Origin of the sequence: Methylophilus sp. DW102, assembly GCF_037076555.1 — a bacterium.
Taxonomy (GTDB): domain Bacteria; phylum Pseudomonadota; class Gammaproteobacteria; order Burkholderiales; family Methylophilaceae; genus Methylophilus; species Methylophilus glucosoxydans.
This window is the reverse complement of the sequence record NZ_AP029023.1, coordinates 2,004,869-2,018,946: the sequence shown is the minus strand read 5'-3', so window position 1 is coordinate 2,018,946 and position 14,078 is coordinate 2,004,869. Positions and strand designations below refer to the sequence as shown.

The 14,078-nt window shown below is 52.0% G+C and carries 16 protein-coding genes; 10 read left to right on the top strand and 6 right to left on the bottom strand.

From position 1 onward, the window contains the following. Positions 1-2 precede the first annotated feature (2 nt). Both AACH41_RS09340 and AACH41_RS09335 read right to left on the bottom strand, forming a co-directional pair. Positions 3-965, bottom strand: a complete 963-nt coding sequence (locus AACH41_RS09340; protein ID WP_338654713.1) for a DUF4189 domain-containing protein — start codon at positions 963-965, stop codon at positions 3-5. A 466-nt stretch (positions 966-1,431) separates the two neighbouring features. Continuing rightward, the gene (locus tag AACH41_RS09335; protein WP_338654712.1) at positions 1,432-1,824 is read right to left on the bottom strand and encodes a hypothetical protein; all 393 of its coding nucleotides are present in this window, start codon (positions 1,822-1,824) and stop codon (positions 1,432-1,434) included. A 395-nt stretch (positions 1,825-2,219) separates the two neighbouring features. Here AACH41_RS09335 and AACH41_RS09330 point away from each other — a divergent pair, with 395 nt between their 5' ends. Beyond that, on the top strand, positions 2,220-2,360 hold the full coding sequence (locus tag AACH41_RS09330; protein WP_338654709.1) for an ATP-binding protein: 141 nt from the start codon (positions 2,220-2,222) through the stop codon (positions 2,358-2,360). Between the two features lie 360 nt (positions 2,361-2,720). Beyond that, positions 2,721-3,170: a hypothetical protein gene (locus tag AACH41_RS09325; protein ID WP_338654707.1), complete on the top strand. Its 450-nt coding sequence runs from the start codon at positions 2,721-2,723 to the stop codon at positions 3,168-3,170. Here AACH41_RS09325 and AACH41_RS09320 read toward each other — a convergent pair. Together AACH41_RS09320 and AACH41_RS09315 are read right to left on the bottom strand one after the other, a co-directional pair. Continuing rightward, positions 3,167-3,721, bottom strand: a complete 555-nt coding sequence (locus AACH41_RS09320; protein WP_338654705.1) for a TetR/AcrR family transcriptional regulator — start codon at positions 3,719-3,721, stop codon at positions 3,167-3,169. The two genes, AACH41_RS09325 and AACH41_RS09320, sit on opposite strands and share 4 nt — an antisense overlap. 40 nt (positions 3,722-3,761) lie before the next feature. Further along, on the bottom strand, positions 3,762-4,535 hold the full coding sequence (locus AACH41_RS09315; RefSeq protein ID WP_338654704.1) for a hypothetical protein: 774 nt from the start codon (positions 4,533-4,535) through the stop codon (positions 3,762-3,764). A gap of 182 nt (positions 4,536-4,717) precedes the next feature. Between AACH41_RS09315 and AACH41_RS09310 the strand changes: the two genes are divergently transcribed. The 6 genes from AACH41_RS09310 to AACH41_RS09285 are packed head-to-tail and all read left to right on the top strand — an operon-like array spanning position 4,718 to position 10,045. Beyond that, positions 4,718-5,764 carry a MoxR family ATPase gene (locus AACH41_RS09310; protein ID WP_338654702.1) on the top strand — a complete coding sequence of 349 codons (1,047 nt, stop codon included), beginning with the start codon at positions 4,718-4,720 and terminating at the stop codon, positions 5,762-5,764. Positions 5,765-5,773: 9 nt separating this feature from the next. Further along, positions 5,774-6,634 carry a DUF58 domain-containing protein gene (locus AACH41_RS09305; RefSeq protein ID WP_338654701.1) on the top strand — a complete coding sequence of 287 codons (861 nt, stop codon included), beginning with the start codon at positions 5,774-5,776 and terminating at the stop codon, positions 6,632-6,634. 21 nt (positions 6,635-6,655) lie between these two features. After that, positions 6,656-7,585, top strand: a complete 930-nt coding sequence (locus AACH41_RS09300; RefSeq protein ID WP_338654700.1) for a hypothetical protein — start codon at positions 6,656-6,658, stop codon at positions 7,583-7,585. Next, complete coding sequence (locus AACH41_RS09295; RefSeq protein ID WP_338654699.1) at positions 7,585-8,553, top strand: vWA domain-containing protein; 969 nt, start codon at positions 7,585-7,587, stop codon at positions 8,551-8,553. Before AACH41_RS09300 ends, AACH41_RS09295 begins: the two co-directional genes overlap by 1 nt. After that, positions 8,550-9,086, top strand: coding sequence for a hypothetical protein (locus tag AACH41_RS09290; RefSeq protein WP_338654697.1), 537 nt, complete (start codon positions 8,550-8,552; stop codon positions 9,084-9,086). Before AACH41_RS09295 ends, AACH41_RS09290 begins: the two co-directional genes overlap by 4 nt. Further along, positions 9,086-10,045 carry a VWA domain-containing protein gene (locus AACH41_RS09285; RefSeq protein WP_338654695.1) on the top strand — a complete coding sequence of 320 codons (960 nt, stop codon included), beginning with the start codon at positions 9,086-9,088 and terminating at the stop codon, positions 10,043-10,045. Before AACH41_RS09290 ends, AACH41_RS09285 begins: the two co-directional genes overlap by 1 nt. Here the strand turns inward: AACH41_RS09285 and AACH41_RS09280 are convergent. Next, positions 10,042-11,199 carry a metallophosphoesterase gene (locus AACH41_RS09280; protein ID WP_338654693.1) on the bottom strand — a complete coding sequence of 386 codons (1,158 nt, stop codon included), beginning with the start codon at positions 11,197-11,199 and terminating at the stop codon, positions 10,042-10,044. The genes AACH41_RS09285 and AACH41_RS09280 overlap by 4 nt on opposite strands. A gap of 109 nt (positions 11,200-11,308) precedes the next feature. Beyond that, positions 11,309-12,181 (bottom strand): zinc dependent phospholipase C family protein, encoded by an 873-nt coding sequence (locus AACH41_RS09275; protein ID WP_338654690.1) that lies wholly within the window; start codon positions 12,179-12,181, stop codon positions 11,309-11,311. Between the two features lie 146 nt (positions 12,182-12,327). Between AACH41_RS09275 and AACH41_RS09270 the strand changes: the two genes are divergently transcribed. Together AACH41_RS09270 and AACH41_RS09265 are read left to right on the top strand one after the other, a co-directional pair. Beyond that, positions 12,328-13,527 carry a glycosyltransferase gene (locus AACH41_RS09270; protein ID WP_194748147.1) on the top strand — a complete coding sequence of 400 codons (1,200 nt, stop codon included), beginning with the start codon at positions 12,328-12,330 and terminating at the stop codon, positions 13,525-13,527. A gap of 127 nt (positions 13,528-13,654) precedes the next feature. Next, on the top strand, positions 13,655-14,023 hold the full coding sequence (locus AACH41_RS09265; protein ID WP_313988280.1) for an antibiotic biosynthesis monooxygenase: 369 nt from the start codon (positions 13,655-13,657) through the stop codon (positions 14,021-14,023). Positions 14,024-14,078 lie beyond the last annotated feature (55 nt).

Sequence of the window (14,078 nt, the reverse complement as noted above, 5' to 3'; positions counted from 1 at the left end):
GGTTAACAATTTGGTGTCGGAAATTGCATCATTCCCGAGAATGGATCGACTGTTGGGTTTACGCGAACTCTCATTGTGCAACCGTTTGTATACGTCACAAGGCAATTTCCATTTACACAGCTTGATTTGCATGTGAGAGAGTTAGTTTTGGGTCTGCAATCTTCAAGGTTGGCAAGTTTAGTAGGTTTTTTTTCAAGTTTTGCCATTTTGACTTTGTATGCTTTAGCTTCTTTCTCGGCTAACTTAAGCATTGTTTTGTATTCTTTAGGGGCAGTGGTACTGGATGGTTCATAAACCTGTGTCTTCCAATCTGACTGATTTAACCCTTGTTTTTCAGAATACTGTTTTAAGAAATTGATAGCCTCCTCTTTTGAGTTGGTAGAATATGAGCTGTAATACTCACCCGTATTTTTATTTTGTATATATCCAACCCACCATTTGCCTGTAAGCATTGTTACATGGTCACAATCTGTGCCATTAAAATCCTCAGTACATTTTTTTAAAACATGGCTGACATTTTCATTTGTATCTTTAACTCCCGAGTACGCAACAATGAACTCATCATTCTTTGTGTAAACTGCCGCTGCATATGTTTTCCCCTCATCCCAAACTATGAGGTTTTCTAATGGATGACAGTTAGAACGTTTCTCTTTACATTGAGCTGCGGCTTTTTTATAGGCTTTCATCGGGTCTGGGTCACACGCAGTTTCAACTCCATTGTCCCCTCTAAAAATCACATGTGCTGTGGGTCCATTGCATGTGGTTAATAGTACACAATCAGAAGCTCCTGAGTTTGATGTACATCCTTTATTTGCTAATGCTATTGCCTCTTGCTTTGAATTCACCGCTGAATGAAGATGGTAAAACCCGGTGGATGGGGAGAATGAGCCTGCTAACCATGCGCTTGCGGGGAGGGCATAGGAAAGTAATCCAAAAAGTACAGTCTTTATTATCTGGTTGAACATTTATTATCCTTTATCATTTATTAAAGCTTTTCACTGAGGCATTTAGCTCTCACGAGAAAAATAAAGCGTGGTACCGCACTGGGCACAAAAGTGCTCACGGGTATATGTTCGATTAAACAAGTTACGGGTATGCACTTTCCCAGATTTGCATGAGTAGCAGTGCACGCGATTTTGTCGAAAGCACGATGGGTAGGTTTGAATGTACCAGCCGTAGTTTTGGCGCTCATATTTAGCGAATTCACGCCAAGAGCCAATGACAGAACGTATTAAGAGTGCAGGCGAAATTAGAAGAATGATCGGCAATACATATATCATGTCTTTACCGCCTACAAGACATAATAAAAGTATGGATGAAACAATCCATATGAAAATCGCACCAATCACAGTACCAATTTTTTGTGATGTATATCCCACCAGCGCTCCTTAAAAAGTAACTCTATTAAGTATTCATGGAGATCTGCGACAGTTAGGGTGTCAACGTACTGGTCTTAGTCACTAACCAAGACTTCTTGACTCCAAGCGCCAGTAACATGAATCCCATGATGGAGACCACTAAGATGCCAATGCCGGTGTATAGCTCTTTTTGCTCATACTCAATGGCTTGTTCAAGGTATTGCGGATTTAAACCAAGTTGCATCCCCAAGGCCGCAATCATTAAGGCTTCTTGCAAAGGTAGGTCATCCACTTTGATCTGCTTATTTTTGATCTTAATCATCGTCTCTTTAATCGTCTGCGCTTGGCTAAGCTCTTCTTGCGCGTAAACTGTTTTAACCGCGCCTTGATATAGACCAATCACACACACAATACTGATTGCAATGGCAATCAGAACCCGACCATCAAACTTGATGTTCAATTCCATGACAATTTCCTTTTTTGATTTTGTTAAAGTTCAAATTACGCATGACAGACAAGCGCATGCCTCATACCCAACAGGGCATAGTCGTATTTGAATTAAAAGCCAGAGCTAATTAGAGAAGACGGCCAAAGTGTGTGTGGGGGGATAAAGCTCAGAGAGGAAAATGCTGTTTTCATAAACATACTACACCCTTATTATTTTTAATTAATGATCATTCATGGGAAGAATGGATAAAATTCCCAGCCATCAACTTTGTTAACGGATGTTCTTTTAGGATATTTAGGGTGAAATTAAAAAAAATTGTACGATATATTTTTTGCTTATGATTATCGCCCAACTTTTAACCTCAGTTTCTAAAGAAATGCAGCGACATTAAGCCTGGCCTCTTAGGAGCCAGCATGTTACCAGTCTCAACCTGGCACGAATACCTGGGCGAACCAATTATTGCGGATGCGATCCTTGACAAAATTATTCATAACGCCCACAAGATCGAGGTGAATGGAGAGTCGATGCGTCGAAGCAAAAATAAGTTACTGTAACCCAAAGCCATTATTCAATGAGTAGTGGCTTTTTAATATCATCACTGGTCAGTGGCAATGCAATTGACCGGTCAGTCAAAATGATAACGCTGGTCAGACGTAATGCAATTTGGTGGTCAGTTGGTAGGAGCAAATGACTTTGCCTGTAAAAAGAAAGGTAGCCAAGGCTTGCGGTAAGGCGAGCAGCTAGGTATCGTCATGTATATATTTTTTTATGTCTACGCTTTTTTCAGTGTGGCCTCCTGAGTGCTCCCCCTTGCTGGCATCTCTGCCAATATATTTATGAATATGGCCGTAAGAGTACGCTGATGGAAGCGATGCAGATGAACAAGGCACGGCCTATGCTTGCAAGGAAGCGTTGTGCCAGTAGGCCGTCGAGCGATACGTGCAGGGCCCTGCCGCCTTTCTGGTAGCGGCGCTGAGCCAGCCGACCACGCGACAGGTGATAGAAGCACAACCTTACGCAAGCCGCCACTATGCTGGCTAAAACCCACCATCCTGCAGGGTATCTGGTTATACAAAGGCTGCGGCATCGAGGCCAAAGCCATGAAAGCCTCATTGCATGGCTATCGCATGACCATGGAGCAGAAATTAGGCGAGCGCTTTGCGATTGCGGTACAAGCGGGAGAAATTGCGGCTAGTGTAGAGGTGGGCTTGCTGGCCAAACTGGTAATGACTGTCCATCAGGGCATGACCATACAAGCCGTACAGGGGGCGAGTCAGGAGGCGCTTGCGTCGATAGCCAGTACCATGAGCCGGTTATTGACGCAAGACTTCATGCCGACCCAAACAAAGACTGAGCGTGGTTAAACGGCATTGCGTACCAAGGTCATGGCTGCCAGTTTGGCGCGGTTGGCGGCACCGGTATTGGGCGTGAGGCGCTCCACCAGGGCGGCACCTTCAAACAGAATGGTCAACTGCTGGCCGAGCGCCTCTGGGTCTTTGGCCCCTGCGTCGCGGGCAATCTTGCATAAAAAGCCTTGCAACTCCTTGGACAGCACCACTGAGTATTGATTGATAGGATGATCTTGCTCAGGAAATTCGACGGCGGCAATGTGAAAGGGCAGGCCGCGAAACTCGGGCTGGCTGATCCATTGCTCCATCAATTCACACAATAGCAGCAATAACTCCAGCGACTCGGCCTTACGTGAGGTGAGTTGAGCGGTAAGCCAGGCATAAAACTTGTCCGATTTGTCACGCAAATAGGCGGTAATCAGCAGATTTTTGCTCGGAAAGTGTTTGTATAGTGTCGCCTTGGCAACCCCGGCTTCGAGGATAATGGTATCCACGCCAGAAGCCTGGATGCCGCGGCTGTCAAACAGCGTGCTTGCAATGTTCAGAATTTTATCTCGCATGTTCATCTGGTATATCCCTTTTTTTCCCGATTCAGGGCTAGTATTTTTATTCTCTTGGTAAACGATCCCGTCCTTGCGGACGCATCAACTCTTGCGGATACAAGCAGCTGACATAGCCCAGGGCTTGTCTTAAATGCTCCACTTGGTCCACATCCACCTTGCCTTCAGTCACAAACATCAAAAAGGCCTGACGCTGGGCTTCTGGTAACATCGCTGCCTGCGGTAACTGGCAACTGCCACTTTGCATTTTCTGGTAGGCCAGGTTGAGTAAACTCAATGTCACCGGGTCCGCCGTGCCGCCGCTAGCATGGCTGACTGCGGTCTCTAATGGGGAGGCCTCTTCTGTGACGGGCTTGTGTGGGGCCGTACTCAAGCTCATCCAGATCACGCAGAGGCTGACCAGCGCACCAAATGACCAGCTGCGCTGCCATGTTGTGCTGCCCAATTGGCTATGCACAGACTGCTCAAACAATTGCCATGCACGCGCTGAGCCTGTTTGTGTATGCACCTGTATGGCGCCAACGGCCAGGAAAAACCACTGGTCGAGCAGGGCGGCTGGCAGGGCTGCACTGGATTGCTGTTGCGCCTGCTCCAGTAATTGCCGCAATGCCGCAATATCCTGCGCATTTAACGCAACCGCCTTGCCGCTGCGTTGAATGCGTTGCTGGTTCCAATCCATCAGTGCATCACGCAACTGGTAAAACGGGGCATGTTTTGCCCATTGCCGCAGCCCCAAGCGCCACAGCGCCTGGCTGGCATAGGTCATGCCCCTGCGCGTCATGGACTGCCTGGTCTGATTCACAATCGCTAAAAAATTCACCCGGTGACCCCTAAAATTCGCTTGCTTTTTTTTTGTTGGCTGAAGTAGACTGGAAAAAAGTGAACAGACCTGTCTGCATATTATCGTGTGACTGGCTAAAATGCAAGCAGGGGTTCATTCATCTTTTCAGCGGCCCGATTGGCATCATAGCCCTGGCTGCATTGCTTAACAAGGGATAGACAATGACATCTGCATCTGTAGCAAGCCAACTGGCGGACTGGCGCGATCATGCGCTGACGCTGGAGCATGAAGTGAAAAAAGTGGTGGTGGGTCAGGACCAGGCCATCCGCGCCATTAATATTGCCATTTTTGCCCGCGGTCATGTCTTGCTCGAAGGTGGCGTGGGGGTGGGTAAAACCACCTTGCTGCAATCGATTGCGCGGGGGCTAGGCGGCGCTTATGAGCGCATTGAGGGCACGGTAGACCTGATGCCCCATGACCTCATTTACCATACTTTTCTCGGTGAAGATGGTCGCCCCAAGGTCGAAGAGGGGCCATTGCTGCGCGCCGGTGAGCAACTGTCGGTCTTTTTCTTCAACGAAATCAACCGTGCCCGCCCGCAAGTTCATGCCTTGATGTTGCGGGTCATGGCCGAGCGTCATGTCACCGCCTTTAAAAAAGAATACCGCTTGCCGCATATGCTTGTCTTTGCGGACCGTAACCAGGTCGAGAAAAATGAAACCTTCGAGATTCCTTCCGCGGCGCGCGACCGGTTCATGATGGAAATCCCGATTGATATTCCAGACGATCGCGATTTGCGCAAGGCCTTGATGTTTGATGTCAAATTCCAGCATGCAGAGCGCCTCACGCAGCAAGTCCAGTCCGGCGTGCTGGCCTATGACCAGCTGAATGCGTTTTCAGATGTGCTGCAAAGCCATATTCAGGCCAGTGACGTGTTACAGGAGTATGCGCTGGATTTGTGGCAGGCGACGCAATCCCCGGCAGCGTTCGGCGTGCGTCTGGAGAGTGTGGATGTTAACCGCCTGATTCATACCGGCGCTAGCCCGCGCGGCATGGGGATGCTGCTCAAGGCCGCGCGTGTGCATGCCTGGCTCATGCAGCGCGAGCATTTGTATCCAGAGGATATCCATGCCGTCTTTCATGAAATCATCGCGCACCGCCTGGTATTGAATCCGATGTTCGAGAGCCGCCGTACGCAACTGTCCCGTGAGCTGACCCAGCAGATTCTTGCCACGGTCAGCGTCCCGGAACGGGCCAAAGCCGCATGATGCCAGACCATGATGCCCGATAAAGTACAGTCCTTTTTTTACCAGGTGCCGTGGCGTTCAGCCAGTGTGCATAGCGGAGCGCATCAGGGGGTTCAGCGCGGCATTGGCGATGAGTTCAGCAAGCATGTCTCGCTGGTCGATTATCCAGATGCCAGACGGCTGGATTTGCGGCAAACCTTGCGTGACCCTTATGAACAGATCCAGATCCGGGTCTTCAAGCAAGAGGCTTCCACGCCGCTGTATGCCTTGTGTGATTTGTCCAGTTCCATGCAGTTCAAGGGGCACGTCAGCAAATATGAAACCTTGCAGGCGATAGCGGCCGCCATTGCCTGCTCTGCCCATGAAAACAGCGACTTGTTCGGCATGGTCTGCTACCAGCATCGTGTGCTGCCAGAGCTCAGCCTGGCGCCCGGGCACCACGCCCAGCAATCCTTTGACACCATTGCGCAACTGACAGAAGTTGAGGCGGGGCCTCAGGATGGACAAGGGATTGTAGAGGCGACGGCCTGGCTGGGGCAGCAAAAAGGACTGGTGTTCTGGATCTCGGATTTTCATCTGCCCTTGTCGCTGATTGAGCAAAGTCTGAACAGTCTGTCTAACCATCAGGTGATTCCGCTGGTGTTATGGGATCCACAGGAATATGAGCGCTTGCCACGGTTGGGCTTTGGCAATTTGCAAGATCCCGAGACCGGGCAGCAAAAAACTATTTTTTTCCGGCCCGCTTTGCGTGCCCGCTTTGTGGCGCAGTTTGAGCAGCGCAAGCAAGCGCTGGATCAATTATTCGCCAGGTTTGAGATTCGCCCGTTGTATGTCACAGGCGCGTTTGAAGCGGCGATGCTTTCCGATTATTTTGAACAACTTATTCAATAGCGTGTGGCGATGAATCCATTTTTGATAGTTTGCTTAACCGGCTTGATCTGGATGGCACCAGTCAAGGCCGAATCCCTAGCCAAAGAGGATGCGGCTGCCCCTCAAGCGGTCGCCTCCTCTGCAGCCCAGGCCATCCAGGTGTTGCATCTGCAAAATCCTGCGCACTATGCAGGCATTCAGATTGGCGATGTCCTGCAACGGCGCATCACGCTGTCTGTCCCTGAGTCGCTGCAACTGCAGCCAGACAAGCTGCCAATCAAGGGCGTGCAGCGTAACGGTATCGAGTTAAGGCAGGTGCAAGAGACGCATGCCAGACAAGCGGGCAAAACGGTGTATACGCTGACGTTTGAGTATCAGGTGTTTGCCAGCAGCGGCCAGCCTGTGCAATTAGCCTTACCGCCCGAACCGATTGTTTTTGCGAGTGGCGCTAGCGTGACGCTACCCGCCTGGCGCTTTTGGCTGATGGCGCAACTGCCTGACCGCATGCAACCGGCCAAACCTACCTTGCTGGGCCAGCACCGCGCAGCCTTACTGGACACACACTCCTTAAGCCTAGGCTTGCTGGTCAGTGGGGGGCTGGCTTTGCTGGGCAGTTTCATTTTGCTATACCGCAATGCCAGCTGGGCCTGGTTGCCCATGCTGAATGGCCCGTTCGCTCAGGCCTATCGGCGCCTGCAACGCTTGCCCGCCACCCAGGAAGGGGCAACCCGGGCGGCACTGTCGATGCAGCAAGCCTTTAACCAGCATTTTGGCCAGCAGATGCTGGCCAGTCAGGTCCCTATGTTTGTCGCCAAACAGCCTGCATTTGCGGCGTATACCGACCAGATTCAGCAGTTTTATGCGCAATCCAATACGCTGCTTTATGATGACCAGCTGCCTGCGGCAGACGATTATCTGCAGCAATGCAAGATGTTGACACGTCAGTTGCGCAGTTGTGAGCGGGGCGTCTGATGCACAGCCTGAGTCCCTGGTTTTTACTCCTGTTGCCGGTGATTGCCGTCCCGTTTTTGCTGACTAGCCGCCATGCGCAAACTTACTCGTGGCTGGAGATGGTGCCGGACGATCCGTTCTCCGAGCGCATTCATCTGCTGGTCAAGGCCGCAACGAGTCTGATGTTATTGTGTCTGGTGCTGGCCCTGGCCGGATTGCAGGGCGATAGTCATCAGGAAAAGAAAATTGGCAAGGGCGCACAAAGCGTGTTTGTGATTGACCGCAGCGTCAGTATGGACCATCCGTTTGCCGGGCAAAGCGTGGGCGGGCGCGCCGCTGAAATCAAGTCTGCGGCGGCCAGACGGCTGATTACCGCCTTTATTGACTCACGGCCTGATGACATGATGGGGGTGGTGGGGTTTACCAATTCAGCGTTGTATGGCATGAAAATCACCACCAACCGCGACGGTATTCATGCTGCGATCCAGGCAGCGACGGGGCCCGCCATCAACCAGACCAATATCGGGGCAGGTATTACGCATGCCGTGACCCTGTTCGAGCAGATTCCAAGTACCGGCTCACGCGCGATTGTGCTGCTGTCCGACGGCGCCGGTAAGTTAAGCCCGCGCGTCAAATATCAGATCCGCAAACAGCTGGTGGGTAAAAAGCTCAATTTGTACTGGATTGTGTTGCGTGAGCCGGATGACATCAGCATTTTTACGCAAAACAGCTATGACGATGACCATCTGCCCGAGGCGATTGCGCTGGACCGTTTTTTTCAGTCGCTCAATATCAAATACAAGGCATTTGAAGCGGATAACGCCACCGCACTTGAATCCGCCTTGCGTGAGATTGACGCCAAGGAAAAGAACCTGATTCAGTACGACATCATGATTCCGGGCCATGATTACGCCAGGGATTTGATCATCGTAGCGTTATTGCTGGGGCTGGCCCTGTTGTTGATTAAACAGATAAAGGTATACGAATGAGCATCTATCGCAAACATGCCAATACACTCTGGCTGGGCCTGACGCTGGCAGGCCTGGCAGGAACACTGTATTTTGGCTGGCAATTACACGCTACACGCGTACTCAACGCCCAGATCGCCGCTGGCGAGGTGATTAAAACGGGCGGCCATGCTTATCTGCAGAAATTTACTGCGGCATATGACCAGGGCCAGCATGGCGACTATAAACATGCGGTGCAAACCTACGGCCAGGCCCTTGAGGCATCGCCACCTGCCAATGCACTGCCGCATATCCACTTTAATATCGGCAACAACCTGTTTTTGTCCGGCCTTGTACGCACGGTCAACGAAGATGGCTCGTTTCAGGATGAAGCCCGCTATGCGTTTAGCCAGGCCAAAATTGCTTATGAGCAGGCCTTGCGTTTGCAACCGGATGACCAGACGGCAAAATTCAACTTGTCGCTGCTGCATTCGGTCATGGCTCGTGGCATGCAAGCCGGTAGCAAGGAGCAATCGCATATGGAACTCAGTAACTTACCGATAGGATTACCCTGATGCGTGGATGGGCGTGGTTAAGCAAACATTATGAGCCGGTCTGCTACGGTTTGGCCCTGGGCCTGCTCGGCTTGGCGCTGCTCAAGCCTGAGGTCCAGCTCAAGCAGCAGGTGCAGCATTATTTGATGATTGCCGATGTGTCACAAAGCATGAATGCAGAGGATGTGCTGCTGAATGAACAGACTGTGAGTCGCCTGGCCTATAGCCAGCATTTAATGAAGCAGTTGGTGCAGCGATCACCTTGTGGCACATACTTTAGCCTGGGCATTTTTGCCTCGGATAATATCGCCATGCTGCAAACGCCGCTGGAGGTATGCAAAAACCTGGATGTGATTAGCGACGGCATCGACCACCTGGAATGGCGCATGGCCTGGAAAGGCAACAGCCGCCTGAGCTTTGCCGTGCACGCGGCGACCCATGTCTATGATGCGCTCAATCAACCGGCGCAGATGCTGTTTTTCACGGATGGCGATGAAGCGCCGCGCGTCAATGTGACGATCAAACAGGATTTGAGCGGGGTACAGATTGGGGAGTTTTTCACCTTTGTCGGTGTAGGCGGCGCAGAAAAAGTGGCGATTCCGCGCTATAACTCTGCCAATAAACGCGTCGGGGACTGGCCGGTGAGCGACAACAATAACGCGGGGGCTGTTGGCGTGACTTATGCCGACCCCAGCCAGGATGAGCCAGACCCTCCTGTGGCTTACGCCGAGTATGACCGCATGCTGTCGCAACTGGAAGAAGACTATTTAAAATCACTGGCGGCCGAGTTTAAAGGCAGTTATGTCAAAGGCGTAGACCAGCCAGCTTTTTACCAGGCATTGGCCGCCAAGCCAGCCACCGCCAGCTTTGTCACCGATTACCCTTTACGCAGCTTTTACCTGCTGTCTGCCCTGGTGCTGATACTGGCGACGTATGTGCCCGATTTGCGCATGCGGCGAACGGCAGGGGCGCGCAGTTAATCCTGTGCAGGCATCAAGGTCAGGCAGGTAATTTCAGAAGGGGAACCAAAGCGGTTGGGGGGTCCCCAATAGCCGGTGCCGCGACTGACATAAATCCATAAGTCTTGCAGGCGGTGCAGCCCGGCAACATAGGGTTGTTGCAAGGGCACAAAGTATTTCCAGGGCCAGAACTGGCCACCATGTGTATGCCCGGATAGCTGCAAATCAAAGCCGGCCGCCTGGGCGGCTTCGGCAGAGCGTGGCTGATGCGCGAGCAGGATTTTAGGCGCCGCGGCAGGCGCACCGGCAATGGCGGCCTGAGGGTCGCTGTGGTGATCCTCGTAAAAGCTGCCAGCCGTATAGTCTGTCACACCCGCCACCACCAACGTGGCTTCTCCGTGCAGCAGTTGCACATGCTCATTGAGCAAAACGCGTATACCAAGACGTTCCAGTTCATGAATCCAGGCCAGGGCCCCGGAATAGTACTCATGATTGCCGGTGACAAAAAAGCTGCCATGGCGCGCCGATAACTGCGCCAGTGGGCGCGTGTGTTCCGCCAGTTCATGCACACGCCCATCCACCAGGTCGCCGGAAATCGCGATCAAATCCGCTTCCAGCGCATTGACTGCTTGCACGATGCGTGACAGATAGGGCTGCTTGATGGTCGGGCCGACATGAATATCACTGATTTGTGCAATCTTGAAGCCATGCAGGGCGGCCGGCAAGTTGCGTAACGGCACGCTGACATGGATGACGCGAGCCAGTTTACGTGCGTGAAAAAACCCAATCAGGCTGATGACGCAGGCAATCAGCAAGCTAGCGAACGCGGTTTGCCGTTCCAGCCATAAAAAGTCCACCTTAACGACTCCTGTCGCATGTAAGCCGGCGACGGCCAACAGCAATCCATCCCGCAGCACAGTGAATACAAGCAAAGACGAAAATAGCCCCATCACCGTCATGGCGATCCAGCTCACTCGGTCTCGGAGGGTTTCGCTACGTAAGCCCCGTGCCAGGAAAGCGACAGGTTGTAGCAAGGCGGAGAGTGCCAGTGCCAGCCATCCCAGCCATAACACTGTGCTTGACCAGTCCAAGCCAGACAACAAGCGGCTGCCAATGTAGTAATGCAGTAACCCGACCAGGGTTGTGGTGATGATTAAAAAACGCAGGGGAGGCATGGTTGAGCTGGAATCTTTTATGAGGAGGTCTTAGCTTAGATGGCGTTTAAACGTTAAGTTTCAAGCCATGCGGTGTGGATGACCGCTTGAGCGGCCTGATTGCGTGGCGTCAGCAATCAGGCTGGTTAAACCATTGGTGCTGATATTGCTCAAAGGCCTGGATCGCCCTCGTAGGCCTTAAACGGGCATCTTGCAGGCATTTGCGGCGCCAGTCATCCAGCTGCTCCATGCTCAGGTGAATATGTTCAGCATGCAAAGACGGAAAGTGGCCATTGAGCAGCTGCGGCATATCGTGCAGGGCGAGCGAGACCTGGCTGCGGTAATACGCCAGTTTGTGTTCAAACTCGTTATCCAGCCTGCGATAACGTTTTAACAGGTAATTCGGGATGCGAGAAAAACGCAAGGCCTGGTCGGCACTGGCCAGGCGGCTAACGGCGCGCTGGACGATGCTGGCATCACAATGCAGGCCCTGGCTCAGGGTGTCGACAATGGTATTACGATGTATGCGCAACAGTTTGCCTGGGGTCGGAATCTCGGGCTGGTGCAAATAGGCATCCATGGCCCATTCGGCCGCGGCGTGCGTGAGCAGGCTGTGGTGTTGCCACTTGGCCTCAAAGGTCGGCACAAAGTGCTGGTGGGCCACTACGTCTGTGAGCAGATGCAGGTTATAGCCCACGCCCAATGCACGCTGGCGCTCATTTTTGCTTTGCAGGAGCTGCTGGCCGATGCCCCAGCCATGGCTATGGCTGAATGAGCGTGAAACCACAGCCAGGTCGGGCAGACAGGCACCAGCCATCACCAGTGAAGGGTAACGCTGGATCACGCCCAGCCAGGACAAAGGAAGCAAGGGCAGTGTTTGTAGCGGCAGGCTTTGTAACCACTGGTGAGTGTAAGCCACATGCGAATACAATCCCCATGCATGCGCTTCACCAGGCAGGGCGAATAACAGGCAACAGGTGATCAGTAAGGCTCGCAGTAACATGGGCGCACTTTGCGCCTGCTAAGTGACAGTTGCATGAAGTCTGTATGACATTGATATGAAAGTGATTTTGGTCATAAAACCATCATGAAGCGTTGTTAGACTCTGTAAAGTTTTTAATATGGAATCTGTGCAATACAGCATTTGTCATGAAAATATTAATGATTTCAGATGTCTACTTTCCACGCGTCAATGGCGTATCCACCAGCATCCGCACATTTGCGCAAAGCTTGCGCCAGCAAGGCCATGTGGTGCATCTGATTGCGCCCAAATATCCGGTGGCGATTGAGCAGTCTCAAACAGAAGACGAGCAGTGGATTACGCGCATCGATGCCCGCAAAATCGTGTTTGATCCTGAAGATTATTTGATGAAATGGTCTGCCTTGATGGACTATGCCGGGCATTTGCATACGGGTGACTACGACCTGGTCCATATTCATACGCCGTTTATTGCGCATTATGCGGGGCTTAAAATTGCCAAACAATTGCAGGTGCCTGCGGTAGAAACCTATCACACCTTTTTTGAGGACTACATGCACCACTATTTGCCCTGGGTGCCTCGCAGTCTGGCGGTGCGGATTGCACAATCGGTCTCGCGCAAGCAATGCCAGCAGGTGGATACCGTGGTATCGCCTTCGGCGCAAATGCGTGATGTGTTGCAACAATACGGGGTGACGACACCGATTACCGTGATCCCGACCGGGCTGGATGCCTCACGTTTTATTCCCGGTGATGGTGCCGCTTTCCGTGAGAAGTATGGCATTCCCGCTCAGCGTCCGTTGTTGCTGTTTGTTGGCCGCGTTGCACATGAAAAAAATATCCAGTTCCTGCTTGAAATGCTTTCTCTGGTGATTCAGGACCATCCTGAAGTCTTGCTGGTGATCACGGGTGAAGGCCCGGCAGAAGCCATGCTGAAGAAAATGAGCCGCGACAAGGGCTTGCAACAGCATGTCATGTTCCTGGGCTACCTGGACCGTGCCATTGGGCTCAATGCGGCCTATCAGGCGGCTGATATTTTTGTGTTTGCCTCCAAGAGCGAGACTCAAGGCCTGGTGCTGCTTGAAGCCATGGCGCAGGCCACGCCCGTGGTCGCGATTGCCGAGCTGGGCACGGCTTCTATCCTGCGTCAGGAGCAGGGCGCCCTGATTGCCAAAGATGACGAACTGCATTTCGCCGAACAAGTCCAAACCCTGCTCATTGATCGCCAATTGCGCGAACGCATCGGGAAACAAGGCAAGCGCTATGTGGAGCAAGTCTGGTCCAGCGATGCGCAGGCGACCAAGTTGATTGAGTGCTACCAGCGCCTGGTGCTCTCGCATTTGAGTCTGGCCGCTTCCGCAACGGCTTAATACGCGGACGCGCGCCTTTGTCTACGATCGGGAAGATTGACGCTTGACGCTCGGGCATTGCCCAGCCAAGATGTGTGCAAGTTTGTGTTTAACAAACTCAATACAAAACACATCAGGAGAATCAAACATGTTTACAACCGATCAATGCTGTACGCTGGTGCCTTATTTTGAGGTACAAGCCGAACATCTGGCAGCATTCAAAGCACTGGGCGCAACATTCGTGGAAAAAACACGCCAGGAAGCAGGTTGCCTGCACTACGCTTTTTCGTTCAATGGTAATATCGCGCATTGCCGTGAAGGCTACCGGGACGCTGAATCATTGCTCGCACATCTTGAGAATGTGGCCGCCCCCTTAGCCGAGGCACTGAAACTGGCCAAAATTATCCGTCTCGAAGTGCACGCGCCTGCCGCCGAGATTGAAAAACTGAAACAGCCGCTGGCAGCGTTGAATCCTGACTTTTTTGTCCTTGAACCAGGGTTACGCCGTACTGCCTGAATCACGATCATCATCTGATCCTGGTTGAGCGTCCAATAAAAAGCGCCACGAGTTT

Excerpts from the sequence above, each read along its gene's own strand:
- AACH41_RS09335 (WP_338654712.1), bottom strand. The coding sequence starts at position 1,824 with ATGGAATTGAACATCAAGTTTGATGGTCGGGTTCTGATTGCCATTGCA.
- AACH41_RS09305 (WP_338654701.1), top strand. The coding sequence starts at position 5,774 with ATGATGCCCGATAAAGTACAGTCCTTTTTTTACCAGGTGCCGTGGCGT.
- AACH41_RS09290 (WP_338654697.1), top strand. The coding sequence starts at position 8,550 with ATGAGCATCTATCGCAAACATGCCAATACACTCTGGCTGGGCCTGACG.
- AACH41_RS09280 (WP_338654693.1), bottom strand. The coding sequence starts at position 11,199 with ATGCCTCCCCTGCGTTTTTTAATCATCACCACAACCCTGGTCGGGTTA.
- AACH41_RS09295 (WP_338654699.1), top strand. The coding sequence starts at position 7,585 with ATGCACAGCCTGAGTCCCTGGTTTTTACTCCTGTTGCCGGTGATTGCC.
- AACH41_RS09340 (WP_338654713.1), bottom strand. The coding sequence starts at position 965 with ATGTTCAACCAGATAATAAAGACTGTACTTTTTGGATTACTTTCCTAT.
- AACH41_RS09285 (WP_338654695.1), top strand. The coding sequence starts at position 9,086 with ATGCGTGGATGGGCGTGGTTAAGCAAACATTATGAGCCGGTCTGCTAC.
- AACH41_RS09310 (WP_338654702.1), top strand. The coding sequence starts at position 4,718 with ATGACATCTGCATCTGTAGCAAGCCAACTGGCGGACTGGCGCGATCAT.
- AACH41_RS09265 (WP_313988280.1), top strand. The coding sequence starts at position 13,655 with ATGTTTACAACCGATCAATGCTGTACGCTGGTGCCTTATTTTGAGGTA.
- AACH41_RS09270 (WP_194748147.1), top strand. The coding sequence starts at position 12,328 with ATGAAAATATTAATGATTTCAGATGTCTACTTTCCACGCGTCAATGGC.
- AACH41_RS09330 (WP_338654709.1), top strand. The coding sequence starts at position 2,220 with ATGTTACCAGTCTCAACCTGGCACGAATACCTGGGCGAACCAATTATT.
- AACH41_RS09320 (WP_338654705.1), bottom strand. The coding sequence starts at position 3,721 with ATGAACATGCGAGATAAAATTCTGAACATTGCAAGCACGCTGTTTGAC.
- AACH41_RS09275 (WP_338654690.1), bottom strand. The coding sequence starts at position 12,181 with ATGTTACTGCGAGCCTTACTGATCACCTGTTGCCTGTTATTCGCCCTG.